Raw genomic sequence first — 24,284 nt, forward strand, 5'->3', positions numbered from 1 at the left:
TCGTTTCCGAGGAAATGCGGGACCTTCATGCGACACACGCTGCCAATTGCGCCACAATTCTATGTGACGGCACCCCAGCCCTGCCCTTACCTTGAGGGCAGGATGGAGCGCAAACTGTTCACCGCCCTACAGGGGGAAGGTGCGGATCAATTGAACAATTGCCTTTCACAACAAGGATTTCGCCGCTCGCAGAATGTTCTGTATCGCCCGTCCTGCACCGACTGCGCCGCCTGTCTGTCTGCCCGTATCGATGTGTCAGCCTTTCAGCCAAGCAAAAGCCAAAAACGGGCCCACAAGCGCAATTCCTACTTGATCCGACGTGCAACATCGCCCTGGGCAACGGATGAACAGTTCGACCTGTTCCGTCGGTATCTGGACGCGCGCCATGCGGATGGCGGCATGGCCGATATGGATGTCTTCGAATTCGCCGCGATGATCGAGGAAACCCCGATCCGCAGCCGAGTCGTAGAATATGCCGATCCCGAAACCGGCGAGCTGATCGCCGTCAGTTTGACCGATGTACTGGATGACGGGTTGAGCATGGTTTACTCATTCTACGATCCAGAGTTCCAGCAAAGCTCGCTGGGCACTTACATGATTCTCGACCATATCGAGATCGCGCGCGAGGCTGGGTTGCCCTATATTTATCTGGGCTATTGGGTGCCCGGCAGCCCCAAGATGGGGTACAAGGCCAAATTCGCGGGCTTGCAGGTCTATATGCAGGGTGAATGGCAGCGAATTAAAAATCCCGAGCAGTGTGACCATACGGCCCACCACCCCCTTTCGTCGGCCCCGATTGCCGAGCAGGTGGCCAACATCCAACTGCCTGACCGCCACCCCACCAAAGGTTAATCTATCATGCGTCAGAGCCTTCATGCGGTGACGCTGGTCGTCCCGGATTATGACGCAGCGATCGCGTTCTACACCAAAGTGCTGTGCTTTACTCTGACGCAGGATATTGATCTGGGCGATGGTAAACGCTGGGTGCGGATCACGCCTCCGGGCTCGGATGGTGCTTCGTTGTTGCTGGCCAAGGCGGTGGGCGCGGAACAGATCGCATCGGTCGGCAATCAAACCGGTGGGCGCGTTGGCTTTTTCCTCGAAACAGATGATTTCTACCGCGATCACGCAGCGATGCTGGAAGCAGGCGTAGGGTTTGAAGAGCGCCCGCGCCATGAACCCTATGGAATTGTCGCCGTCTGGCGGGATCCTTTCGGAAATCGTTGGGATTTGATCGAATTTTCAGCACCTGTATCGACAAAATAAATACATTTTTTTCATCGCTTTAAACTACCTTCCGCCATGCTGCGCCCAATTGTTAAGCAATCTTAATCGACCTTCCCCCGCCCGTGCGATTGAAAGTTGACGCAAGGTCACCAAATTAGCCGCACTTCTAAACGTCCAGCCCAAACCTGAAACCCGCAGCTCAATCAGACGCTGACCGGGCTGGCTTTATTGTCGCTACGGCAGGCCTCCCACCCTGTCGCAGAGGTTCTGAAGGAGGGGGAAAATGACATATGCCGCACGCCGACTGGTTTCGGCCACGCTGACGACCCAGATTCTGGTCGCGCTCGCCTTGGGCTCGATCTTTGGTCTGGTCTTGAACTATCTCGATATCGCTGCGCTCGACGCAACACTTGTGCAGGGTGTGCTGTCCATGTTTGGGCAAATGTTCCTTAATGCACTTCAGATGCTTGTTGTGCCGCTGGTTGTGTTCTCACTGCTGTGCGGCGTTGTCGGCATTGGCGATGTCAAATTGCTGGGCCGTGTCGGAGGGCTGACCTTCGTTACCTATCTGGCCACCACCGCCTTGGCCGTGACAACTGCCTTGATCTTTGCGGGCCTCATTGGGCCGGGCACGGGATTCACGAGCCTGCATCTGGCCGGTGATAGCGTAAGCGTCGCCGACCCACAGACCACTTGGGAAATACTGGCGAACATCATCCCAAAGAACCCGATCAACGCTCTGGCCAATGGTGAGATGCTGCAGATCATCTTCTACGTGATGGTCGTTGGTATTGCAGTGCTAATGATGGGCGGCCGCGCCAAGGCCTTTGTGGAAGGCTGCGAGTTCATGAATGAACTGGCGATGAAGATCGTCAATATCGTCATGGCCTTCGCCCCCATCGGCGTCTTCAGCCTGATTGCCAAAACCTTTGCGATGGAGGGCTTTGGCCTATTCGGACCGGTGATCGGCTATCTGACCACGATCAGCCTGACGCTGGTATTCCATCTGTGTGTCACGTTGATGGCGCTGCTGTATTTTACGACCGGGCTGAGCCCTCGGGTATTCCTGCGCAAGATGCGCTCGGCGCAGGTGTTTGCGTTCTCGACCTCAAGCTCGAACGCGACAATTCCGGCCAGCTTACAATGCGTTACGCAGCGCGTCGGTGTTGATCGTTCGGTCGCATCTTTCGGTATCCCACTGGGGGCGACGATCAACATGGACGGCACCGCAATTATGCATGGTGTGGCAACGGTATTCCTGGCCAACGCCTATGGCATTGATCTGGGGCTGAGCGGATACCTGACCGTGATCTCGATCTCGGTTCTGGCTTCGATCGGCACCGCAGGTGTGCCGGGCGTGGGGATAGTGATGCTTGCGATGGTTCTGAACCAGTTGGGTATGCCGCTGGAAGGCATCGGCATCATTCTTGCCGTGGACCGGATTCTCGATATGATGCGGACGGTAGTGAATGTCACTGGCGATGCGGTGGTGACCACCATTGTCGGGCAAAAGGTCGGCAAGCTGGACAAGGCCACGTTCGACAATCCCAATGCCGGACTCGTCGAGACCACAGACCTTGCAATCGATCATGCCACTGAAGCGGAGTTTGAAAGGCTGACACACCCACAGCCGAATTCCTGAAAAACAAACGGAGGCCCTAATGGGCCTCCGTATTCGTCAGTCTAAGCGACAGATCAGTTCGGGATCAGGTCAGGAACGATGGTTACAATCGACGGGAAGAACCACAGGATTGCGATGCCCACAACCTGAATGATCACGAACGGTATGATGCCGCGATAGATGTGGCCAGTGGTGACCTCTTTCGGCGCAACACCCCTGAGATAGAACAGCGCAAATCCGAACGGAGGCGTCAGGAACGAGGTCTGCAGGTTCACCGCCACCATGATGGTCACCCATTTCGGATCAAACGATCCGCCATAGATCACGGGGCCCACGATCGGGATCACAATGTAGATGATCTCAAGGAAATCCAGCACAAAGCCAAGAATGAACAGCACCAGCATCACGATCAGGAAGACCGTGAATTCATTATCAAAGCTGCGCAGGAACTGCTGTATATAGTGCTCTCCACCAAAGGAAATCACCACCAGGTTCAGCAGTTGCGATCCGATCAGGATGGTGAAGACCATTGACGTCACCTTCGCTGTCTCACGCACCACCGGTGTCAGAACCCCACTTGAGAACAGCACCCAGCAACCGTAGATCAAGCCGAACAGCGCATAGAGGTAGGCCGAATAGGCGATGATGAACGCGATCCAGCTTTCAACTGAAACATTGCCCTGATTGATGCGCAGATCAAAGTTCACTCCCATCACCAGTGCGATGATCACTGCGAAGGTTGACCAGATGATCACTTTGCCCGACCGGTTCTGATCCTGAAGTTTCCGATAGGCCGCTAGCATGATCGCTCCACCCGCCCCCAGTGCCGCAGCCGGCGTAGGGTTGGTGACACCGCCAAGGATCGAACCCAACACCGCGATGATCAGCACCAGCGGTGGGAAGACCACACGGATCAGATCATTGGTCGCGCAACGGGCGGCAGCTTCTTTGCACCCATGCATTGCGAGCGCAAAAGGTATGGCGAGTATCAGGAACGTAGCCCCGGACGAAGTCGTTGGCGCGATCAGCAACACGTCGACCAACAGCATCAGCAACAGGCCAATCGCTCCGACGATCAGAGGCTGCGGCGCTTGCGACGGTGCAATCCCGCGACCCAGCACCAGTGTCAGACCCAGCAGTACCACAATAACGGCGACGCCGTTGCCGATTGGCGCTGCAGCGGCAATCTTGGCCTCTTGCGCAGCAGCCAGTTCCTCTTCGCTCAGACGCTGGGCTTCGGACGAACCACCTGCTTCGTCAATCGCTTCCTGCTCGGCCACGGCCTGATCCCAGGCTGATTGCCCATGCAGTTCGATCATCGAAGCCTTACACTCTTCGGACACGTTCGTGCGCAGCGAGGCGCCCTGCCCGATATCCGTAAATGCCGAGACCGAGATGTTCTGGCTGCCAATCACTCCCGCGCTTCCCAAAAGCACCGCGCCAACAATCAGAGCAACCGGAGCACCCAGCAGCCAGGTCAGCCCTTCCGAGCGCGTGATGGTTTCACCCGAGCCTCCCGACAGTTCAACTGCCGGGGCCTTTTCCGGGTTCAACAGCGCATAGCCAAAGGCATAGAGCGCATAGAGCAGCGCCAACATGATCCCAGGCAGCAACGCCGCCTGGAACAATGTACCCACCGAAACAACCGCTGGTTCGCCCAGATAGGTCAGCGCATCGGTGCATCCGGCTTCAACCGCGCGCGTTTCCTGCGCGGTCGAATAGAGGTCACCAGCCAGTGTACCCAGCAGAACGATCACGATGGAGGGTGGAATGATCTGCCCCAACGTACCCGAGGCCGCGATCACACCTGTCGCCAATTCCGGCGAATAGTTGTTCCGCAGCATGGTCGGCAGGGCCAACAGTCCCATGGTAACAACGGTCGCGCCGACGATTCCGGTCGAGGCAGCAAGGAACGCGCCCACGACCACAATCGAGACCGCAAGGCCACCGGGCAGCGGGCCAAAGACGCGCGCCATCGTGGTCAGCAGGTCGTTTGCAATTTTTGAACGCTCCAGCGTGATGCCCATCAGAACGAACATCAGCACCGCCAGCAGCGTCTCGATCGACTGCCCGGCCAGAACACGTTCGTTCATGCGGTTCACGATGAAGGAAACATTCCGGTCCAGCGCGGTTTCCCAGCCTTGTACAAAGACCGGCTCGGCGATCCTTGGCAAATCCGGGTATCGGAACACGGATATCACGTCAGGTTTGACGCCAGAATTCACCACTTCGCGGTAGGCTTGCGAACCGGTGTCGATCGCCTGGTGGATCAACAGGCCGGCACTATCCAATGCAGCGATAATCCCGAAGGAAATCACCCCGGCCCCACCGATGGCAAAGGCCACGGGGAAACCCGAAAGAATGCCTCCGAAGAGGCAGAAAAATACGATAATGAGGCCTATCTCGACGCCATCAAGTCCGAATAGCATTGTCTGGTTCTCCGTCCCTAATGCGCGCCTTCGTAGGCTTCTTCACCCTCGCCAAGGCTGTCCTTGTCAAGGTATTTTCCTTCACTTTCCGGCCCTTCCACGTATTCCAGATACGAGCGATACAGGAACGCAATCGCGTGCAGGAACACCATGGCGGCAAAGGCCACCAGCAGGATTTTGAACAGGAAGTAGGCGTTGAACCCGTTGGGACTAAACCCGATGGTTTCCACGTTCCAACGCAGCGCTCGGGACTTGGCCACAAGCCTATCCAGCGTGTCACTGGCCGAGGGTTTCGGCACGATCAGGTGCCGCCACATGAAGTACCATCCATACATCCAGGTCAGAACGGCCATGGGCATCATGAACAGAACCGCCCCGCACATATCAACGACGCGTTTGGCCTTGTGACTGATGCCCGCATAAATCAAGTCAACGCGCACATGGCCGCCCTGCACGAATGTGTAGGTGCAGCAAAGGCACACAACCATGGCGTTGTAGAGTTTAAGTTCTTCGGCGAACCAACTGATATCCATTTGAAAAGGGATACCCAGCCCAAAGGACATATCCGGCCGTGTGAACACCCGCTGCATGAATACGATAACGATCTGCTGAATTACCATCAGCAATCCCGCCCACGCAAAGAAGCGGCCAGTGGTATTGGCGAAGCCCTCGAGCCCGCGCACCATTCCCCACATGAAGTTCCGATAGTAAAGACCAATGGCCGTCAGCACCAGAAACAGCGCGAAGATCACGAAGAAGAACTCGACAGACCCGCCATAATAAACAAAGCGCATGATTGCTTCTTTGTTCGACCAGTCCAGCCAGAGCTGCGGATGCGTGATGGCGAATCCGAAATTATAGAAGGCTTCGGCAATGTTCTGAATGAACCAGACCAGTCCATTCCACAGGGCGCCGAAGAACGAGATACCGTTTTCGTCCTGCATGTTGTCCCCAGGTCGCATCGGTTGCACGTTTGGTTATGACGGCATGTCCGGGCCGCTTATGTGCAACAGGAAAGGCTCCCCCGCTGACGGGGGAACCGATTGCATTGAGCGGATTGCTTAGCCGCGTACGCGGTCACGCTGCGAGGTGTAGACACCCGACGACAGGTTGTTCCATGCCGACGATGCTGCCATCGACTCCATGGCGCTGTCGTGAATGCGCTTGAACAGCTCATCACCCATGTTTTCATCCAGAACTTCTTGGCTGGCTGCGCCAAACGCGTCCCAAACGCTGTCCGGGAATTCCATGACCTTAACACCACCGGCCTGCAGACGCTGCAGCGCTGCACCGTTGTTGGCCAGGAATTGTGCCAGGTTCCACTGGTGGCACTCGGCAGCTGCGATCTCGATGATCTTCTGCTGCGCGGCGGACAGGCTGTCATAAACCTCGCGATTGGTGGCCAGCGACAGACCCGCACCCGGCTCATGGAAGCCCGCGGTGTAGTAGGTTTTGGTGATTTCCTGGAAGCCCGCTTTTTCATCAGCCCAGGGACCGATCCACTCGGTTCCGTCAATAGCACCGGACGACAGCGCCTGATACACTTCCGAACCCGGAATGTTCTGAACGGATGCGCCCAGTTTGCCCAGCGCCTTGCCACCCAGACCCGGCATGCGGAATTTCAGGCCGTTAAAGTCTTCGGGGCTGTTGATCTCTTTCGAGTACCAGCCACCTGCCTGCGCGCCAGTGTTACCGGCCAGGAAGGATTTCAGGCCGAAGATTTCGCCCAGTTCATCATGCAGCTCCATGCCGCCGGCATGGTAGTACCAGTTCACCAGTTCCTGCGCGGTCATGCCGAACGGAACAGCGGTGAAGAACGCATAGCCCGGGTGCTGACCCACAAAGTAGTAGTCTGCCGCGTGGTACATATCGGCCTGACCGGACGATACCGCGTCAAACACCTCAAACGCACCAACCAGTTCACCGGCGGCTTTGATTTCAACGTTCAGGTCGCCATCCGACATTGTGGTAATGCTGTCGGCGCAACGCTGCGCGCTGTCGAACACACCTGCGAGGCCACGGCCCCACGAGGTGACCATAGTCAGCGTGCGCTTGCCTTGCGCATAGGCGGGCGCTGCCAGCGTGGTGGCTGCAGCGGCCGAGCCGCCCAGTGCTGATGTTTTCAGAAACTTACGACGATCCATATGAGTGATCCTCCCCTTCATATTCATTCCCCGGGTGATGCCGGGTCGATCGTTTCTAGTGCGCGTTAGCCTAGTTCCACACACATGAATGTGAATACCTACTACTACGTAGCCAGTCGGGTTTTTCCACATTCAAAAGCACAAATCCGGTTGATTTTACCCGCTCGCGCCCAAATCACTGTGGCCGAGCACTGTGTTCTTCCAAATTTTTTGCAATTTGCCGGCAGCTTGCGTATCGATTCGAACATGGGAGGAATCCGGAACCTAATCTCGCTAACCTATGCGCAAAAACTGTCGCTGGTTGCCGCAATCCCGCTGATCGCAGCGGTTGCGGCCATTGCAATGGTGGTCGCTTATGAATCGCGCGCGACCGCCGAGAGTGAGATACAGGCCCTCGAGCGCCGCCTGATCGAAGCCAAAAAAGAAGAGCTGCGTAATTACGTGACCCAGGCGCGGAACGGGTTTGCCTATATTTACGGTCGCGCCTCCCCGGATGACGAAATCGCAAAAAACCTCGTGACCCAGATTCTGTCGGCGATGATTTACGGCAAGGACGGGTTCTTCTTTGTCTATGACTATGACGGCAACAACCTCGTCAGCCCGCGCCAGACTGAATTCATCAATCGCAACTGGGCCGATCTGACCGACAGCGATGGCACCCCGATTGTGGATGAGTTCATCACGCTCGCCCGACAGGGCGCGGGCTGGCACAGCTTTATGTGGCAAAAACCATCGACCGGTGAAGAGGCTCAGATGATCGCCTATGTTGTTGGCCTGCAGGACTGGCGCTGGGTGGTGGGCACGGGTGTGTTCATCGATGACATCGTCGCCACCGTCGCCAATGCCCGGGCTGAGGTTGAGGCGCGCGTGCAGCGCACATTCCTTTATATCGGAGGCATTGTTCTGGCCGCTGTTCTGATCGTCTTTGCCTCGGGCATGTTGCTGAACTTCCGCGAACGGCGGCTGGCTGATGCCAAGCTTAAAGAACTGACACAGCGGGTACTGGACGCTCAGGAAGAAGAGCGCGGGCGCGTCGCCCGCGAATTGCATGACGGCATCAGCCAGATTCTGGTTGGCGTACGCTATGCTCTGGACAACGCCCGACGACGTCTGATCCGCGGGGATGACGAGTCGGCGCAGGAACCATTGCAAACAGGTATCGACAATCTGGCCACCGCCATCACCGAGGTTCGCCGCATCAGCCGCGACCTGCGTCCGGGTGTTCTGGATGATCTGGGGCTTGGGCCAGCGCTCAAGGCTTTGACCGACGATTTCAGTGAACGCACGGGTATTGAAACCGATTTCTCAACCGTGGTGTTCCGAAACCGATTGGATCAAGACAGCAAGATTGCCCTCTACCGTATTGCGCAGGAAGCCCTGACCAATATCGAGCGCCACTCGGGAGCAACCCGTGTTACCATTGACCTGCGGGGTCATAAGAAAGGCGCCACGATGCGGATTACGGACAATGGTCGCGGGTTGCGGAACGAGCCAGGTCATGTCAGCACCGGAATCGGGCTACGCAACATGCAGGAACGGATCGAACAGCTTGACGGCACTCTACGCATCCTCTCATCGCGCGGCGGGCGCAGCGGCACCGTGATTGAGGTCAGCTTGCCGCTCAGTCATATGCTGCCACCGCAGGAAGACCCAACGCCAAAACGAAAGGCCGGTATCTGATGTCCGACTCAATCATCCGGGTCCTTATTGTCGACGATCACCCCATGGTCGCCGAAGGCATTCAGTCTCTGCTGGAAAGCTATGATGAGATCGAAGTTGTCGGCACACTTTCCAACGGACAAGAAGCTGTCGATCGAGCAACCCACCTGCAGCCGGACGTGATCCTGATGGATCTCAATATGCCCGGCTTGAGCGGGTTGAACGCCACCGAGATCATTTTAGAGCGCCTGCCCAAAACCCGCGTTCTGATCCTGTCGATGCATGACAGTCCCGAATACATCTCAACCGCGCTCAGCCACGGCGCCAAAGGCTATATCCTCAAGGACGTTCCCACCGAAGAGATCAAGCAAGCCATCGATGCCGTGATGCGGGGCGAGCGGTATCTTTGTACCGGGGCCAGCGGCTCGCTGGAGCCCAAGGACGGCAACACGCGCGAGGCGCTGACCGGCCGGGAACAGACAATCCTGCTGGAATTGGCGCAAGGTAAATCCAACAAAGAGGTGGCACTGGCGCTGGACATTTCGGTGCGCACGGTTGAGACGCATCGCAAGAACATCAAGCGCAAACTTGGCATCTCCTCCACCGCCGGCTTGACCCGCTATGCCCTGGAGCATGGCGTCCTGCAGGGCACCAGCCCCGGGCTATGACCGCAGCGCGAAACGCGCTGCCCGGCCCAACCGAAGGAGATGTGCCAACGGCACATTGAAGTCGGGCGGGAGCACTACCCGCTGCCGCGTTCACTGATATCTTCACCAAAGAACACCAAAGTCCCATCTTCATCGAGGACATGAAATTCGCGCTGCTGATAGGGCTGATCGAATGGCGGGCGCACCCGCCCTTCAGGCAGCTCCTCCAACCCGGGGCGCAGGCTTTCGAACAGGCTGTCGATTCCTTTGACGTCAACATAAAACGACTGCTCATCCCCCAATGCGCGCCCATCCTGACGCGGTGGACATTCCAATAATCGGATCGCCACAGGATCACGGCGCAAGAAGGCATAATTGTCCTGCCTGAATGTGCAGGAAAACCCAAGCCGCTGAGTGTAGAACTCAATCTGCGCGTCCAAAGAAGAACATAGGACAAATGGTGTAAGTTGTAATATCTGCATCAAAACAGCCCTTTTCAACCTCGGGCCCGAGATTAGCACATATCAGTCAAGCAGTTGATCACCCCGCAACCCTTCACGCTCATAATGATGCGGCAGCACACGGCCATAGAGTTGACGGGTCCGCTCCACCCCACCACACATGCCTTCGGTTTCGACAAACGAAAAGATACCAACATAGCGTTTCCGTTGTCCTTCGACCGGCGCAACCCGGTGCAAGGCATAGCGCCCCTTGAAAATCTGCAGGTCACCCGGTTGCAGTTCCAGTTGGTGTACACCCCTCCTGCTGCCATCCAAAATCGCAGCGACGCCCTTGAAATTCTCGTCTTCACTGGTCCGCAGATTGGGTGCGTATTCGAATGCACCGCCCTCCTCGCCATTCTGGATTGCCAGCGTCACGGTGTAATTATTGGTGTCAAAATGCCACGGAAAGCCGCCTCCCTTCTCGACCACATTGATGATCACATCCGCCAACGGGTCATCATATCGGAAGAACCGATCCTCCGGCTCGTTCAAAGCCATGCGGATGAAAGGCATGAAACCTTCATACTCATAAATACGCCGCAGCGGGCTTGTGACAGGGAAGTTGTCAGCCGGAACAAAGGCGTTGGATCGGTCATAAAACCGTCGGATTGGATGACCGATCTCGTAACTGGGATCATCCTGCGTAAAATAGGCATTCGTGCGATTGAACGAGCGATGCGCTTTGGGAGCGACGTGATCGGCCTCAGCGATCAGTTTCCCTAGGCCATCTTCATGCACAAAGCCGGGGAGGACCGCGCATCCATCAACTTCCAGATCCCGCCTCAGGTCCGCGATCAGCTGCCTGTACCCGTATGAATCAGGCCGATCGATCGGATAGCGCCCCAGATCCACAAGATCGTGCAGCATGTCTGACCTCCCGATTTAGCGCTGTTTTCACCAGCCTGCCTCAGCATCGGGCGCTGCTCTGGTCTGTTTCAGACATAGGCCTGACGCAATCAGACCACTGTTGATCGCCCGATCGCACGCCAATTTACGGCGAATTTTCGCGGATATTTCTCGACCTGCGTCATTTTGCGCAACAAAATATCAAATCCCACGAGTCCAGACTTACAATATTTTTGTATTTGCCTGTTGACGCCCCTTCCCCTCAACCATAATGTCCCTGCACGCAAAGAAGGAGCCTCTGGCGATGAAAGCGCTAGTCGTAATCGTAGGAAACACGCGCATGGGCCGGTAACGGTAAACCATAATCGAACCCATGCGCCTCCGAAAATCTCGGGGGCTTTTTTTTGGCAACACGCAAGACACATGTCGCGAACGGAGCAAAGCAGATGACACGTGAGATGACCGGCGCAAAGATGGTAGTTCAGGCCCTCAAGGATCAGGGCGTGGACACGGTATTCGGATACCCAGGTGGCGCCGTCCTACCGATCTATGACGAGATCTTTCTGCAAAATGACATCCGTCACATTCTGGTACGGCATGAGCAAGGTGCGGTACATGCTGCCGAAGGCTATGCCCGCTCGACCGGCAAGCCGGGCGTTGCCTTGGTCACATCCGGTCCTGGCGCGACCAATGCCGTGACCGGCTTGACCGATGCGTTGTTGGATTCAATTCCGATCGTTGTTCTGACCGGTCAGGTTCCGACCTTCATGATTGGCTCTGACGCCTTTCAGGAAGCCGACACCGTGGGCATCACCCGCCCCTGCACCAAGCACAACTGGTTGGTGAAGGATACCGACTCGCTGGCGGCGACTATGCACGAAGCCTTCCATGTGGCCACATCGGGTCGCCCCGGCCCCGTGCTGGTCGATATTCCGAAGGACGTTCAGTTTGCCTCGGGAGAGTATACAACGCCGAAACCGTCAACTTCCCATTATCAGCCGGTATTGAAAGGCGATTTGGAAGAAATCACGGAACTTGTTGCAGCAATCGAGACCGCGAAGAAACCAGTCTTCTATACCGGTGGTGGCGTTATCAATTCTGGTCCAGCTGCCAGCCAGCTGCTGCGCGAACTGGTGGATGCAACCGGCTTTCCGATCACTTCGACTCTGATGGGGCTTGGGGCCTATCCGGCCTCGGGCGAAAACTGGATCGGCATGCTTGGGATGCATGGGCTCTACGAGGCCAACATGGCGATGCATGATTGCGATCTGATGATAAACATCGGCGCGCGATTTGATGACCGTATCACCGGCCGGATCGATGCGTTCTCGCCGAACTCAATCAAAGCCCATGTAGATATCGACCCGTCGTCGATCAACAAAGTTATCCGTGTCGACATTCCAATAGTTGGCGATGTTGCCCACGTGCTTGAGGATATTCTGAAAGTCTGGAAAGCACGCGGTCGCAAAACAGACGCTGCCAATATCAAGCAGTGGCAAGACCAGATTAACGAATGGCGCAAGGTCAACTGCCTTGCCTTCACAAACAGCGAGAAGACCATCAAGCCGCAATACGCGCTGCAACGGCTTGAAGAGCTGACGAAGAAATACGACCGCTATGTCACAACCGAGGTTGGACAGCACCAGATGTGGGCGGCGCAATACCTGGGTTTTGAAGACCCCAACCGCTGGATGACCTCGGGCGGTCTGGGCACCATGGGCTATGGTTTCCCCGCCTCGATCGGTGTGCAAATGGCACATCCCGATGCGCTGGTCATCAACGTGGCCGGTGAGGCCTCGTGGCTGATGAACATGCAGGAAATGGGCACGGCCGCGCAGTACCGCCTGCCCGTGAAGCAGTTCATCCTAAATAACGAGCGGCTGGGAATGGTGCGCCAATGGCAAGAGCTGCTGCACGGCGAACGCTATTCGCATTCGTGGTCCGAGGCCCTGCCCGATTTCGTTAAACTCGCAGAAGCTTTCGGCGCAAAGGGTATTCTTTGTTCCGACCCAGCTGATCTGGACGACGCGATCATGGAGATGATCAATTACGACGGTCCGATCATCTTCGACTGCGTGGTCGAAAAGCACGAGAATTGCTTCCCGATGATCCCATCGGGCAAGGCCCACAATGAGATGCTGCTGGGCGAAGCCGAAACGCAAGGTGTTATCCAAGCTGGTGGAGCTGTGCTTGTTTGAGCACCGCTTTGCCACATCTAGGTCAAATGCCGGAGCTAAGGTCGCCGCACGTGACATGAAAAAGGGTTAGATCATGCGTGATCTCAGCAGTCAGTTCTCAGCCAGAGCTTCGAGCCCGGAAGAGAATTTGTCGATATTCGCCGGCCGTCGCGGTTGGCAAGTGGGGCTCATGGTTCCACTCTTCGTTCTAGCGTTGATATTGTTCTGGGTCGGCACAGGCTGGTATGCCGTTGTTGATCAAGGAAAAATGGCGTTATCCGTTGATTTCAAGGTGTTCTGGGCTGCAGGTCACCTCGCGCATTTAGGCGAACCGCTTGCGGCATTTGATATCGACAGATTGTCGGAAATACACGAAGCGTCCAAGGAAGACGATTGGATGCCTTGGTCTTATCCTCCCTCGTTCCTTGTCGCACTCCAACCACTCGGGGCATTGTCGTTTTCTCCGGCTTGGGCAATTTTCACGGCGATCTCAATTGTCGCAATGCTTCTTGCTGTGCGACCGTTTTCCTGCGGATTTGTACCGGTTTGGTTTGCTTTTGCACTCTCCCCCGCCATGTTGCCAAACTTGTATATGGGGCAGACCACAACCCTTTGGGCAGCAGGCCTTCTGGCCGCACTAGCGGCGCTAAAGAACGACCGCTTCGTGCTGGCAGGGTTCTTTATTGGATTGCTGACGCTTAAACCCCAACTCGGCCTGCTCATACCGCTTGCGCTTTTGGCAAGCGGTGCGTGGAAAACGATCATATCAGCAACGGTCACGACGGTGGTCTTGTCCGTTCTGGCCACCCTGGTCGTTGGCGTCGAATATTGGACCGAAATGCGCAACATGATGGGCGTCCACTTTGAAGAGATACGAGAATCCATCCATCTCAATACGCTGATGCTTAGCCCTTATTCCTTGTTGGCCAGCATCGGTGTGCCAGAAACGCTCGCGCTTGCGATGCAATGGACTCTGACAGTGTTGTCTGGAATTGCAGTCTTCGTTGCATGGCGCAGCCCAAGAGTAGGTTTTGACTTGCGGGTAGCGGTGCTCTTTCTAGGTATTTCCATGTCTACACCGTACTTCTGGTTCTATGAATCTGGGCTGCTTGCAATCGTTGCACTGTTCCTGCTTCGAGCTGGCGTCCTGACAACTTCTCCATGGCGTCTGGTACTGGCCGCCGCAATGTGGATCGGTATCGGACCAGCAACACATATGGTGCTTTTCAAGATGACCGAGATATTGTCTTTGCGCCTCGTGTTTGCCCCTATCCTAATACTGGCTTGCGTAGTTTGCCTCCAAGCGCTGATCTCTGCGCTACGAAAGCCCGAAGAAACTTATGTCCAAGATGAGGTCTATCAATGACTCCGCTAAACATCGTCAAAGGCTCCACCCGCCATTCTGCATATAACCTACGCCCGACATTCTCGGACGTGCAGGAACAACACACGATCGCGGTGCTGGTTGAAAACGAACCGGGGGTTCTGGCCCGCGTAATTGGTCTGTTCTCGGGTCGTGGCTATAATATTGAAAGTCTAACGGTTGCTGAGGTTGACCATACCGGGCATCTCAGCCGAATTACCATCGTCACCACCGGCACCCCGCAAGTGATCGAGCAGATCAAGGCGCAGCTTGGACGCATCGTGTCGGTCCGTGACGTGCATGATCTGACCGTCGAAGGTGCTTCGGTCGAGCGCGAGCTGGCGATCATAAAGGTTGTGGGTGAAGGCGATAAACGGGTCGAAGCCCTGCGACTGGCCGACATTTTCCGGGCCAATGTCGTCGATAGTACGCTGAATTCGTTCATCTTCGAGATCACCGGTGCACCGGACAAGATCGATGCCTTTGCCGATCTGATGCGCCCTCTTGGCTTGATTGAAGTCGCCCGTACCGGAGTTGCAGCCCTGTTGCGCGGTGACTAAGCCCCATTTCCGCCCCGGGACTGAATTCATTCTCGGGGCGGCGGCCTGCTTGGCCATTGTGCCCTGCTAACCTCAAAAAGGCTTAATGCGTTCATCAAATATGAGCAACAGCATGAAAAAGATCATGCAAATAGGCTGAAAGCCTATTGATTTTGCTTATCATCAGACTAGCCTGTGACGCGTAGCGAGGCGCTTTGCAGCGCCCGTTGGGGTCAACTTTACGATTTCTGAATACTGCGCGGCCGCTGTGCCGCCGCAAACCTGTTTTTGCTGAAGATACAAACGGAAATCTGGGACAGAAGTGACCGACATCAATCGCAGCCCCGCAGAATTGCGCAGCATGTTCGGAGCCAACCTTAGGCAGCTCGCAAACAGTTATCGGTCGGTTTCAGAGCTTTGCCGCCAATTGGGTATCAATCGAACTCAGTTTAATCGCTATCTGTCAGGTGAAAGTTTTCCCAGGCCGGATGTGCTGGACCGGATGTGTCGATTCTTCGATATCGACGCGCGTATCCTGCTGAAACCTTTGGATGAAATAGAACCGGTCGCCGCTCATCCCGCATCAGAAATCATCGATCGATTTCTCGTCACCGGGTCAGAAAAAACTATGGCGACCGGATTTTATCACGCCGCTGAGGCCTCACCAAACCGACGCGAACCAACACTTCACCGGCTACTGTTTATGCGCCGCATTCGGCATTGCACCTTGCTGCGCAGCTATGAACCCTTGTCGCATATGCCGAAATGCTCCGCGCCCATGCGTGAGGTTCAGGGCATCGTTTCTCACATCGGCGGACAAGTCTGCGCATTGATGTCCCGGCCCGGCGCACAGGATTGCAGAATGATGGTTCTGAACCTTCCGCCTGAATGGGCACCTCAGGAATGGTCGGGTTATGTGTATCGGTTGGCCGGTGGCAGTGGATCCGATGTAAGACGGCTTACGCTGCATCACCTTGGGCATGATTTGTCCGCAGCACTACAATCGGCCCGAAAGGCGCACAATTCATCAGGGCCTGACTTAAACGGACAGATTTAAGAGGGTGTCGGCTGAGCAGCCCCGGACGGATCGTTGTCCAAGATCAAGCGATAAAGATGCCAGCTGGCATGCCCCAGCAAAGGCAGGACGATAAACAGGCCCAGGAACCAAGGGATCATGGCCAAAAAAGTGATGATCGCGATGAAGGCCCCCCACGCCAGCATCACACCCATGTTCGCTTTGACATAGGCAAAGCTGGTGATCATCGCGGTCACAAAATCCAGCTCACGATCCAGCAGCATAGGGATCGACAGCACGGTGATCATGTACAGAATGATTGCAAATACGGCCCCGACCAGTGTGCCCAATACCAACATGCTCAGCCCATTCGGGGTCAGGAATACCTCAAATGATGTTGAAATGTTGGTCATCGTCGACAGCCCCATGAACAGGGCAAAGATCATGTGGCCCAGAAAGAACCAGAACAGAAAGATCACCACGATAATGGCGCAGATCGACGGCAGTTGCCTTCGGCTTTGCTGTATGACCACGCCGAAGATCGCACCGGGATTCAACGGCTCGCCCTGTTCCAACCGGTGCGAGACCTCATATAATCCCACGGCAGCAAACGGCCCGATCAGGGGAAAGCCGATCGCGGCCAAAACCAGCCAGAACGACGTTCCCGTCTGCAGCGTGACCCACGCCATCAGCCACCCGGCCAGCACGTAGAAGCCTGCGAACAGAAGTCCGAAAAGCGGCGCGCGGCGATAATCCTGCCAAGCTCGGCGTAACGCTTCTTTCAGCATCGCGGTATCAACGGGTTTCAGCGTCGGCACACCAAAGGGTTTGTCCATTCTTGTTTTCTCCTCCCGGGCGGTTGTTCTACATGGCGGGTCGTTTCTGAGGCCAAAGCGTTGCAGAATGATATGCCGCCCCAATCGACAAGATCCGCGCATCTGCACCACGCGGACCGAACAGCTGCATTCCCATCGGCAGCCCTTGTGCTCCAAAACCGACAGGCGCACCCAGACAGGGCAACCCCAAAAGGCTGACGGGTGTCACGACCTGCATCCAGCGATGGTAGGTATCCATCCCCTGCCCCTTGATTTCGGTTGGGTACGGCGTTTCAAGCTCGAACGGCCAGACCTGCGCTGCGGGCAACACCAAGGCGTCATAGTCTTCGAAAAGCTCCACCGCCCGCTTGTGCCAGTCAAACCGGTTCACACTGGCCCGGTGCACATCCATCGCGCTGAGCGTCAGGCCGCGCTCCAACTCCCATTGCGCGGTATCTTTGAGTGATGATTTCTTCTTGGCCAAAGGCTCCAACCCTGCGGCCACTGACCAGGAGCGCAGAGTAATCCAACTGTCCCAGATCAGGTCCGCGTCAAACGGTGGTGCAAGCGCCTCAACCCGTGCACCGCGTTCTTCGAAAACGTGCAACGCATCGCGGCATAGCGCGAGGATACCCTCTTCGCACGGAAACGCCCCGCCCCAGTCGCCCAACCAGCCTATGCGCATCCCTGTCAGATCAGCCGCTTGAACGGGCGACACGCGCTCGACCTCTGTGCTCAATGGCATCCTTGGATCGGGGCCGGATATGACGTCAAGCAATAGCCCGATGTCTTCAGGGCTGCGCGCCATAGGCCCCAGAGTTGAAAGCTGATGCAGATAACCGTCCCCCACTGGCTCAGACGGAACGCGCCCCCAACTTGGCCTGAACCCGTATACGTTGTTCCATGCGGCCGGGTTGCGCAGGCTGCCCATCATGTCCGAGCCGTCCGCCAGCGCCAGCATTCCCGTCGCCAACGCCACTGCTGCACCGCCCGACGAACCTCCACAGGTTTTCGTGGGATCATAGGGGTTGCGGGTTGCACCATAGACAGGATTGAACGTATGCGAACCCAGTCCGAATTCCGGCGTGTTGGTCTTACCGATCAGAATTGCCCCAGCAGCCCTTAGCCGGGCGGCCAGCAGATCGTCAGTTTGCGGCATATGATCCTTGAACAATGGCGAACCCTGCGTCGAAGTTATCCCTGCCACATTTACCAGATCTTTCACCGCTATCGGCAACCCGTGCAGCGCGCCGCGAGGTGACGCGGCATCCGCCGCCCGCGCCTCGGCCATCAAAGCGTCTTCATCCCGCAGCGCGACAATCGCGTTTACCTCACCGTTCACCTGGGCGATCCGATCCAGCGTCGCGCGCATCAGTTCTGCAGCTGAAAGCTGTCGGCGGGACAAGGCGTCAAGAATGTCCGTCGCGGATGCTCTGGTCAAATCCATGCGGGTTGGTCCTTTGGCTGCTCGTCATCAGCCTAGCGACGTGCTCGGACCATTTAAAGCCACTGTTTAAATGTATCTTTTTAGAATTTCGCGAAGAAGAGCGGCGCAAGAGCGCGCATCATCTGATCCTGAGGTCGATCCGCAAATTGCTGTCGCGGCCCAGCACATTCATCAGACCAAAGACGATCATCACCAGACTAAGCACCAGCCACAACCCGCCCCACATCATGGTGGTTCCGCCGAATTCTTCAGCCAGCATATATGCATCTGATCGCAATCCCGCGCGTCGGATCGTGTCATCGAAAATGTCAAACGGAACGTAGATCATGCTGGTCAGCCCGATGACCCGTAAAATCAGATCACACAGGTTGCGGTTCAGGAACCACGCGGTGGCCAGCATCACCGCTCCACAGCCCGCGCTGAACGCCATGGCAAACGGTTCCCGGATATACAGGAGCGCAACAATCAGCATGACTCCCCCAAAGAGACCAAGCGCAGCCCGATCGGCATTGGTGCGCAGGGCGATCATCAGCAGGCCCATCCCAAGCATCAAGGACCCAAGATATCCCGCTGACAGACTGACAAACCGATTGCCTCCTAGGCCAATAACCAGACCACCTTGTTGTGGAGAGACCGAGAAACTTTCAACCGAACCACCGGTCAGTATAATGGCACCTGCATGCGAAAGCTCATGCAGGAACACAACCAGGATTTTCAACGGAAGCACCAGCATCGTGTTCCAGAACACAAACACCAACGCGACAATTGCGATCAATTGCCAGTGGCCCTTGATCAGGTTCACAGCCGAGGTCAGGGACTGCCGCAATTAGCCGTCGCCCTGTGCCTCGGACCGGCTTTTGCCCGAGACATTCAGGGCCAGTGTCGCCGCCATGAAACCATCCAGATCACCATCCAGCACACCCTTGGTGTCCGATGTCTCGTGATTGGTCCGCAAGTCTTTGACCATCTGATAGGGCTGCAGCACGTAAGACCGGATCTGGTTGCCCCAGCCCGCATCACCCTTGGCTTCGTGGGCAGCGTTGATCTCGGCGTTTCTGCGATCCAGCTCTTGCTGGTACAGCCGTGATTTCAGCGCTTTCATGGCAATATCGCGGTTCTGGTGCTGCGATTTCTCGGAACTGGTGACCACGATTCCGGTCGGAATATGCGTAATCCGAACCGCCGAGTCCGTCGTGTTCACGTGCTGACCACCCGCGCCCGAGGACCGGTAGGTATCAACGCGGATATCCGATGGGTTCACCTCGATCTCGATATTGTCGTCCACCACAGGATAAACCCAGACCGAACTGAACGAGGTATGCCGCTTGGCCGCCGAGTCGAACGGAGAGATACGCACCAAACGGTGCACACCGCTTTCCGATTTCAGCCAGCCATAGGCATTGTGGCCAGTGATCTTGTAGGCGGCGGACTTGATCCCCGCCTCTTCCCCCGCTGTCTCGGATTGCAGTTCGACCGTATAGCCCTTTTTCTCGGCCCAGCGGACATACATCCGCGCCAACATCGAGGCCCAGTCGCAGCTTTCCGTACCGCCCGCGCCCGAGTTGATCTCAAGGAAGGTATCATTGCCGTCCGCTTCGCCATCAAGCAGCGCCTCAAGCTCTTTCTTTGCGGCCTTGGTCTGCAGCTTTTTGATCGCTTCTTCGGCGTCGGTCACGACCTCTTCGTCCTCTTCCATCTCGCCCAGTTCGATCAGCTCAATATTGTCGCTGAGATCGGTCTTGATAGATTCGTAGGTCTCGATGGCATCGACCAGCAACTGCCGCTCGCGCATCAATTTCTGCGCGTTCTCGGGATTGTCCCACAGGTTCGGATCTTCAACACGCGCGTTGAATTCCTCCAACCGGTGCGGCGCTGTTTCATAGTCCATGCGCTGCGCCAGCAGCTCCAGCGACTTTTCGATTTCCGCCACGATATTCTGGGTTTCGGCGCGCATGGTCAGGTCCCAACTTGCTCAATCAGGTGTGCGTGATAGCAAGAGGTGCGAGGCACCACAAGACGACTGAGCCGGGAAACTTGGGCGGATCAGTAAAGCCCGCCGCCCTGCAGATCGCCCTGGCTGGCATTGGGGCCAACCGTGATCGTATCCCCGGTTGAGGTGGTCACCTGACGGCCCGAACTTGCCTCTTCAAACAACGGTAGGTCAGATCCCATCGCGAAGCCACCGTCATAGACGCGATCGATAAAACCATCCACGCCATCACGGAAATACTCGGCGACCACATATTCTCCACTCGCGTCTTCTGGCAGGCGCGCGCCGCTGAAACGGTCAATCTTGATGAAATGGCCACCCGGAGGCACCTCGAACGGGCCACCGCCGTATTTCTCGACTGCTTTTTCCATAAAGCTTTGGAACACAGGACCGCACAAGGTGCCGCCGTAGGCCCCTCGGCCCATCGGGCGCGGGCGGTCATAACCGATGTAGCAACCGGCCACGATATTTGAGGTGAAACCGATGAACCACGCATCCTTGGATTCGTTCGTGGTGCCGGTCTTGCCCGCTGTGGGCACGGGCAGGTTCACAACACGTGATGCAGTGCCGCGATCAACCACGCCCTTCATCATCGACGTCAACTGGTAGGCGGTGATGGCATCCATGACCTGGCTGCGATCGGTGAGGATCGTGGGCGATTCATCAGGCTCAAGCCAGCTAGAGTTACAATCGACGCACTGGCGATCGTCATGGCGATAGATGGTCTTGCCGAACCGGTCCTGAATACGGTCAACCAGTGTGGGTTCAACCCGCTCGCCACCATTGGCGAACATCGCATAGGCAGCGACCATTTTGTACAGCGTAGTCTCTTCAGACCCTAGCGAGTTCGCAAGGAACGCACCCATCCGGTCATAAACGCCAAACCGCTCGGCATAGCCTGCGACCACGGGCATTGTGACTTCTTGCGCCAGACGGATGGTCATCAGGTTCCGCGACTGTTCGATCCCGGTACGCAACGGGGTCGGACCATAAAACTTGTTCGTCGAGTTTTTGGGACGCCACAGGCCCTGCGGTGTATTCACTTCAATCGGCGCATCCACAACGATCGTTGCGGGGCTGTATCCGCTGTCTAGCGCCGCTGCATAAACGAACGGTTTGAAGCTCGACCCGGGTTGGCGCTGTGCCTGAGTGGCGCGGTTAAACACGGTATCCTGATACGAGAACCCGCCCTGCATCGCCAGAACACGGCCCGAATTCACGTCCATCGCGACAAAGCCGCCCTGCACTTCTGGCACCTGACGGGCAGACCACTGCCCCTCTTCGCCAGCCATTACCAGAATGACATCGCCGCGTTTGAAATTGTCCTGGAAATTGCCCTGCATCCACTTGATGTCTTCGCGCGGGATGGTGCCATCTGCTGGACCATCTTCGATCCCGACGGTCAGGGATTGGTCGGCCACGTTCAAAACAACGGCAGGATACCACTGCGTCGGCAGCACCACGTCGCGGGGGATTTCCATGATCGCCAGCGCCTCGCGCCACTGTGCTTCATCCGCCAGCTTCTCCTCGGCGATGACTTCGCCTGTGCCGCGCCACCGCCCGCGAGAGCGGTCGTATTTCTGCAGCGCCGTGCGCAGGGCTTTCGCCGCTTCGACCTGCATTTCCGCATCCACCGAGGCGCGTACGGTGAAACCGCCAGTAAAGAACTCACCCTCGCCAAAATCCTCGCTCAACTGGCGACGGATTTCGTCGGTGAAATAGTCACGCGGCGGCAGTGCAGTGCGGAAGCTTTCAAAATCGCCGTTCTGAACCGAACGCAAAGGCATCTCGACTTCGGTCTCATAGGTGGCCTGATCGATATAGCCGTTCTGTTGCATCTCGCGCAGCACATAGTTGCGGCGGTTCAGCAAACGTTCTTTCTGCCGCACAGGATGGTAGTCCGATGGTGCCTTGGGCATCGCCGCCAGCATCGCGGCCTCATGCGGGGCCAGTTCCTGCAGAGTTTTGTTGAAATAGGTCTGCGCTGCAGCGGTCACACCATAAGAGTTCTGGCCCAGAAAGATCTCGTTCATATACAGCTCGAGGATCTGTTCCTTGTCCAAGGTATCCTCAAGCCGGGTGGCGAGGATAATTTCCTTGATCTTGCGCTCGGCCCGGCGATCACCGGACAAAAGGAAGTTCTTCATCACCTGCTGCGTGATGGTTGACGCACCACGAACGGTTTCGCCTTTAGTGCGCACGGCCTCGACCCCGGCAGCAATGATCCCACGCGGGTCATAGCCCTGATGGGTATAGAAATTTTTGTCTTCCGCCGAGATAAACGCCTGTTTTACCAGATCGGGAATTTCCTCGGACGGCGTGAACAGGCGGCGCTCCTGCGCAAATTCGTCGATCAGCTGGCCCTCACCCGAGTAAATCCGGCTGATCGTCGGTGGTTTGTATTGTGCCAATGATTCATGACTGGGCAGGTCTCGGCCATACATCCAGAACACCGCGCCAACGACCAGCGCGGCCATAAAAATACCTAAGGTCACGAGACTGAAAATTGCCCCGAAGAACGAAAGAATGAACCGGATCACGTTACTGCCTTTTACTCGCGATGACGCCTATATAGTGTCGCCCCCGCGGAGGGTCAAAACACGAAAGGCTACAATGGCTGTTTTGCGCCGCTGCGTCATTGTCCGATCAGAGATCGCTTCACCAGATCGTCCCGACGCCAGTTCTCAAGCCCCTGCACAAGCCCATGCGCCATGGATGCGCGCCAGTTTGGATCAGAGATGTTCTTGAAATCGCGCGGGCTGGACAAAAAACCCAACTCGACCAGAACCGATGGGATATCGGCTGCCTTCAACACCGAAAACGACGAAGAACGTAGCGGACGACGATTCATCGGGCCTCCCTGCTGCGTCATTCCATCCACCAGCGAGCGCGCCAGTGCGCTACTGCGTGGCACAGTCTCTTGCCGAGCCAGATCCAGCAACACATCAGCGACCTGATCGTCTGCACCGCTGAGATCAATACCTGCGATCAAATCACTCCGGTCATGCCGTTCGGCCAGCTTTTGACTGGCAACGTCTGAAGCTTCCTCTGAAAGAGTGTACACGACCGACCCATGCGCCAGCCCTTCGGAAAGCGAATCCGCATGCAGTGAGATAAACACGTCGGCCCCGGCCTGATGTGCCAGCGAGATACGGCGTTCGAGCGAGACGAATTGATCGTCAACACGCGTCATCACCACTTCGAAACCGCCGGTACGCAGCAGCGCCTCTCGCAGCTCTCGCGCGAAGGTCAGCATCAGTGTTTTCTCATTTGTATCAGCGAATTCTGCCCCGGGATCAATGCCGCCATGCCCGGGATCCAGCATGACCCGTACCGCCCGCACACCGTCGCGCCGTGGCAGTGCCGGTGTCACTGCGGATTCCGGCAAATCCCAGCCGGGCTGACGGGGGGCACCTGCGCTGGCTGCAAAACTGTCAAAATCAGTGCCTTTTAGGTGCAGCGATAGTTGAGCAGTGCCCGTCGCCAGATCAACCCGCAGATCAGCTGTTTCCACCGCCAGCGGAGCGCCCAGCTCCAACACCAGACGCGACCAACCGGGCACGTATGCCCCGAATTGAACACCGCTGATCCGGCTGGTTTGTAGGAAGGTCTCGCGGTTCAGGCCAGACCAGTCGACCTCTTGGAAATCCAGAACCACGCGGTATGGATCGCGCAGCGTGAACACGCGGTATGGCACGCCTTGAGTCAGCCCAAGTTCGACCCTTACGCCGGTATTACCATCATCGACGATGCCGCTCTGGTCCGGAAGGACGCGTGCGAGCGCGCTGAAGTCCTGCGCGACAGCGACACCGTTCAACGCCCAGATCAGGGCGATTGCGTAGAAAATCCTGCTCATGGCCTC

The 24,284-nt window shown here is 56.7% G+C and carries 20 protein-coding genes; 9 read left to right on the plus strand and 11 right to left on the minus strand.

Going from position 1 to position 24,284, the window contains the following annotated elements:
* The first annotated feature begins 27 nt into the window (after positions 1-27).
* The 3 genes from ACR0AW_RS04060 to ACR0AW_RS04070 all read left to right on the plus strand — a co-directional run bounded on the left by ACR0AW_RS04060 (position 28) and on the right by ACR0AW_RS04070 (position 2,869).
* Entirely contained in the window at positions 28-852 is an 825-nt protein-coding gene (locus tag ACR0AW_RS04060) for an arginyltransferase (RefSeq protein ID WP_170396602.1), read from the plus strand.
* Between the two features lie 6 nt (positions 853-858).
* Positions 859-1,266, plus strand: coding sequence for a VOC family protein (locus tag ACR0AW_RS04065; protein WP_170396600.1), 408 nt, complete (start codon positions 859-861; stop codon positions 1,264-1,266).
* 244 nt (positions 1,267-1,510) lie between these two features.
* Entirely contained in the window at positions 1,511-2,869 is a 1,359-nt protein-coding gene (locus tag ACR0AW_RS04070) for a dicarboxylate/amino acid:cation symporter (protein WP_170733344.1), read from the plus strand.
* A 53-nt stretch (positions 2,870-2,922) separates the two neighbouring features.
* On the opposite strand, the gene ACR0AW_RS04075 is transcribed toward ACR0AW_RS04070, so the two are convergent.
* The 3 genes from ACR0AW_RS04075 to ACR0AW_RS04085 all read right to left on the minus strand — a co-directional run bounded on the left by ACR0AW_RS04075 (position 2,923) and on the right by ACR0AW_RS04085 (position 7,421).
* A complete protein-coding gene (locus ACR0AW_RS04075; protein WP_170733345.1) occupies positions 2,923-5,277 on the minus strand; it encodes a TRAP transporter large permease subunit in 2,355 nt (784 codons plus the stop codon).
* 17 nt (positions 5,278-5,294) lie between these two features.
* On the minus strand, positions 5,295-6,221 hold the full coding sequence (locus ACR0AW_RS04080; protein WP_170733346.1) for a TRAP transporter small permease subunit: 927 nt from the start codon (positions 6,219-6,221) through the stop codon (positions 5,295-5,297).
* Between the two features lie 117 nt (positions 6,222-6,338).
* Positions 6,339-7,421, minus strand: coding sequence for a TRAP transporter substrate-binding protein (locus ACR0AW_RS04085; protein WP_170396967.1), 1,083 nt, complete (start codon positions 7,419-7,421; stop codon positions 6,339-6,341).
* A gap of 246 nt (positions 7,422-7,667) precedes the next feature.
* Here ACR0AW_RS04085 and ACR0AW_RS04090 point away from each other — a divergent pair, with 246 nt between their 5' ends.
* Entirely contained in the window at positions 7,668-9,101 is a 1,434-nt protein-coding gene (locus tag ACR0AW_RS04090; protein ID WP_170396592.1) for a cache domain-containing protein, read from the plus strand.
* Complete coding sequence (locus tag ACR0AW_RS04095; RefSeq protein WP_170396590.1) at positions 9,101-9,748, plus strand: response regulator transcription factor; 648 nt, start codon at positions 9,101-9,103, stop codon at positions 9,746-9,748. The genes ACR0AW_RS04090 and ACR0AW_RS04095 overlap by 1 nt, the downstream gene beginning before the upstream one ends.
* 74 nt (positions 9,749-9,822) lie before the next feature.
* Here ACR0AW_RS04095 and ACR0AW_RS04100 read toward each other — a convergent pair whose 3' ends face one another.
* On the minus strand, positions 9,823-10,209 hold the full coding sequence (locus ACR0AW_RS04100; protein ID WP_255612071.1) for a bleomycin resistance protein: 387 nt from the start codon (positions 10,207-10,209) through the stop codon (positions 9,823-9,825).
* 42 nt (positions 10,210-10,251) lie between these two features.
* Complete coding sequence (locus ACR0AW_RS04105) at positions 10,252-11,097, minus strand: HalD/BesD family halogenase (RefSeq protein WP_170733347.1); 846 nt, start codon at positions 11,095-11,097, stop codon at positions 10,252-10,254.
* 425 nt (positions 11,098-11,522) lie between these two features.
* Between ACR0AW_RS04105 and ACR0AW_RS04110 the strand changes: the two genes are divergently transcribed.
* The 4 genes from ACR0AW_RS04110 to ACR0AW_RS04125 all read left to right on the plus strand — a co-directional run bounded on the left by ACR0AW_RS04110 (position 11,523) and on the right by ACR0AW_RS04125 (position 16,212).
* Entirely contained in the window at positions 11,523-13,274 is a 1,752-nt protein-coding gene (locus tag ACR0AW_RS04110) for an acetolactate synthase 3 large subunit (protein WP_170733348.1), read from the plus strand.
* A gap of 73 nt (positions 13,275-13,347) precedes the next feature.
* Entirely contained in the window at positions 13,348-14,619 is a 1,272-nt protein-coding gene (locus tag ACR0AW_RS04115) for a glycosyltransferase family 87 protein (protein WP_170733349.1), read from the plus strand.
* Entirely contained in the window at positions 14,616-15,176 is a 561-nt protein-coding gene (gene ilvN / locus ACR0AW_RS04120) for an acetolactate synthase small subunit (RefSeq protein WP_170733350.1), read from the plus strand. Before ACR0AW_RS04115 ends, ilvN begins: the two co-directional genes overlap by 4 nt.
* 340 nt (positions 15,177-15,516) lie before the next feature.
* Positions 15,517-16,212 carry a helix-turn-helix domain-containing protein gene (locus tag ACR0AW_RS04125; protein ID WP_170404700.1) on the plus strand — a complete coding sequence of 232 codons (696 nt, stop codon included), beginning with the start codon at positions 15,517-15,519 and terminating at the stop codon, positions 16,210-16,212.
* Here the strand turns inward: ACR0AW_RS04125 and ACR0AW_RS04130 are convergent.
* The 6 genes from ACR0AW_RS04130 to ACR0AW_RS04155 form a co-directional block, all read right to left on the minus strand.
* A complete protein-coding gene (locus tag ACR0AW_RS04130; RefSeq protein ID WP_170396570.1) occupies positions 16,209-17,006 on the minus strand; it encodes a DUF2189 domain-containing protein in 798 nt (265 codons plus the stop codon). The two genes, ACR0AW_RS04125 and ACR0AW_RS04130, sit on opposite strands and share 4 nt — an antisense overlap.
* A gap of 28 nt (positions 17,007-17,034) precedes the next feature.
* The gene (locus ACR0AW_RS04135; RefSeq protein WP_170733351.1) at positions 17,035-18,432 is read right to left on the minus strand and encodes an amidase; all 1,398 of its coding nucleotides are present in this window, start codon (positions 18,430-18,432) and stop codon (positions 17,035-17,037) included.
* 118 nt (positions 18,433-18,550) lie between these two features.
* The gene (locus tag ACR0AW_RS04140) at positions 18,551-19,258 is read right to left on the minus strand and encodes a M50 family metallopeptidase (RefSeq protein ID WP_480438635.1); all 708 of its coding nucleotides are present in this window, start codon (positions 19,256-19,258) and stop codon (positions 18,551-18,553) included.
* A complete protein-coding gene (prfB, locus tag ACR0AW_RS04145) occupies positions 19,259-20,386 on the minus strand; it encodes a peptide chain release factor 2 (RefSeq protein ID WP_170566005.1) in 1,128 nt (375 codons plus the stop codon). It lies immediately after the preceding gene.
* Between the two features lie 89 nt (positions 20,387-20,475).
* On the minus strand, positions 20,476-22,962 hold the full coding sequence (locus ACR0AW_RS04150; RefSeq protein ID WP_170733352.1) for a PBP1A family penicillin-binding protein: 2,487 nt from the start codon (positions 22,960-22,962) through the stop codon (positions 20,476-20,478).
* 95 nt (positions 22,963-23,057) lie between these two features.
* Positions 23,058-24,278, minus strand: a complete 1,221-nt coding sequence (locus ACR0AW_RS04155) for an N-acetylmuramoyl-L-alanine amidase (protein ID WP_170733353.1) — start codon at positions 24,276-24,278, stop codon at positions 23,058-23,060.
* Positions 24,279-24,284 lie beyond the last annotated feature (6 nt).

Source organism: Ruegeria sp. C5 (assembly GCF_056537605.1).

What these genes read in the sequence shown, in the direction of transcription:
- ACR0AW_RS04095 (WP_170396590.1), top strand. Translation starts at nt 9,101, where the DNA reads ATGTCCGACTCAATCATCCGGGTCCTTATTGTCGACGATCACCCCATG.
- ACR0AW_RS04115 (WP_170733349.1), top strand. Translation starts at nt 13,348, where the DNA reads ATGCGTGATCTCAGCAGTCAGTTCTCAGCCAGAGCTTCGAGCCCGGAA.
- ACR0AW_RS04105 (WP_170733347.1), bottom strand. Translation starts at nt 11,097, where the DNA reads ATGCTGCACGATCTTGTGGATCTGGGGCGCTATCCGATCGATCGGCCT.
- ACR0AW_RS04075 (WP_170733345.1), bottom strand. Translation starts at nt 5,277, where the DNA reads ATGCTATTCGGACTTGATGGCGTCGAGATAGGCCTCATTATCGTATTT.
- prfB (WP_170566005.1), bottom strand. Translation starts at nt 20,386, where the DNA reads ATGCGCGCCGAAACCCAGAATATCGTGGCGGAAATCGAAAAGTCGCTG.
- ACR0AW_RS04085 (WP_170396967.1), bottom strand. Translation starts at nt 7,421, where the DNA reads ATGGATCGTCGTAAGTTTCTGAAAACATCAGCACTGGGCGGCTCGGCC.
- ACR0AW_RS04110 (WP_170733348.1), top strand. Translation starts at nt 11,523, where the DNA reads ATGACACGTGAGATGACCGGCGCAAAGATGGTAGTTCAGGCCCTCAAG.
- ACR0AW_RS04135 (WP_170733351.1), bottom strand. Translation starts at nt 18,432, where the DNA reads ATGGATTTGACCAGAGCATCCGCGACGGACATTCTTGACGCCTTGTCC.
- ACR0AW_RS04125 (WP_170404700.1), top strand. Translation starts at nt 15,517, where the DNA reads ATGTTCGGAGCCAACCTTAGGCAGCTCGCAAACAGTTATCGGTCGGTT.
- ACR0AW_RS04100 (WP_255612071.1), bottom strand. Translation starts at nt 10,209, where the DNA reads ATGCAGATATTACAACTTACACCATTTGTCCTATGTTCTTCTTTGGAC.
- ACR0AW_RS04060 (WP_170396602.1), top strand. Translation starts at nt 28, where the DNA reads ATGCGACACACGCTGCCAATTGCGCCACAATTCTATGTGACGGCACCC.
- ACR0AW_RS04070 (WP_170733344.1), top strand. Translation starts at nt 1,511, where the DNA reads ATGACATATGCCGCACGCCGACTGGTTTCGGCCACGCTGACGACCCAG.
- ACR0AW_RS04130 (WP_170396570.1), bottom strand. Translation starts at nt 17,006, where the DNA reads ATGGACAAACCCTTTGGTGTGCCGACGCTGAAACCCGTTGATACCGCG.
- ACR0AW_RS04080 (WP_170733346.1), bottom strand. Translation starts at nt 6,221, where the DNA reads ATGCAGGACGAAAACGGTATCTCGTTCTTCGGCGCCCTGTGGAATGGA.
- ACR0AW_RS04065 (WP_170396600.1), top strand. Translation starts at nt 859, where the DNA reads ATGCGTCAGAGCCTTCATGCGGTGACGCTGGTCGTCCCGGATTATGAC.
- ACR0AW_RS04155 (WP_170733353.1), bottom strand. Translation starts at nt 24,278, where the DNA reads ATGAGCAGGATTTTCTACGCAATCGCCCTGATCTGGGCGTTGAACGGT.
- ilvN (WP_170733350.1), top strand. Translation starts at nt 14,616, where the DNA reads ATGACTCCGCTAAACATCGTCAAAGGCTCCACCCGCCATTCTGCATAT.
- ACR0AW_RS04090 (WP_170396592.1), top strand. Translation starts at nt 7,668, where the DNA reads ATGGGAGGAATCCGGAACCTAATCTCGCTAACCTATGCGCAAAAACTG.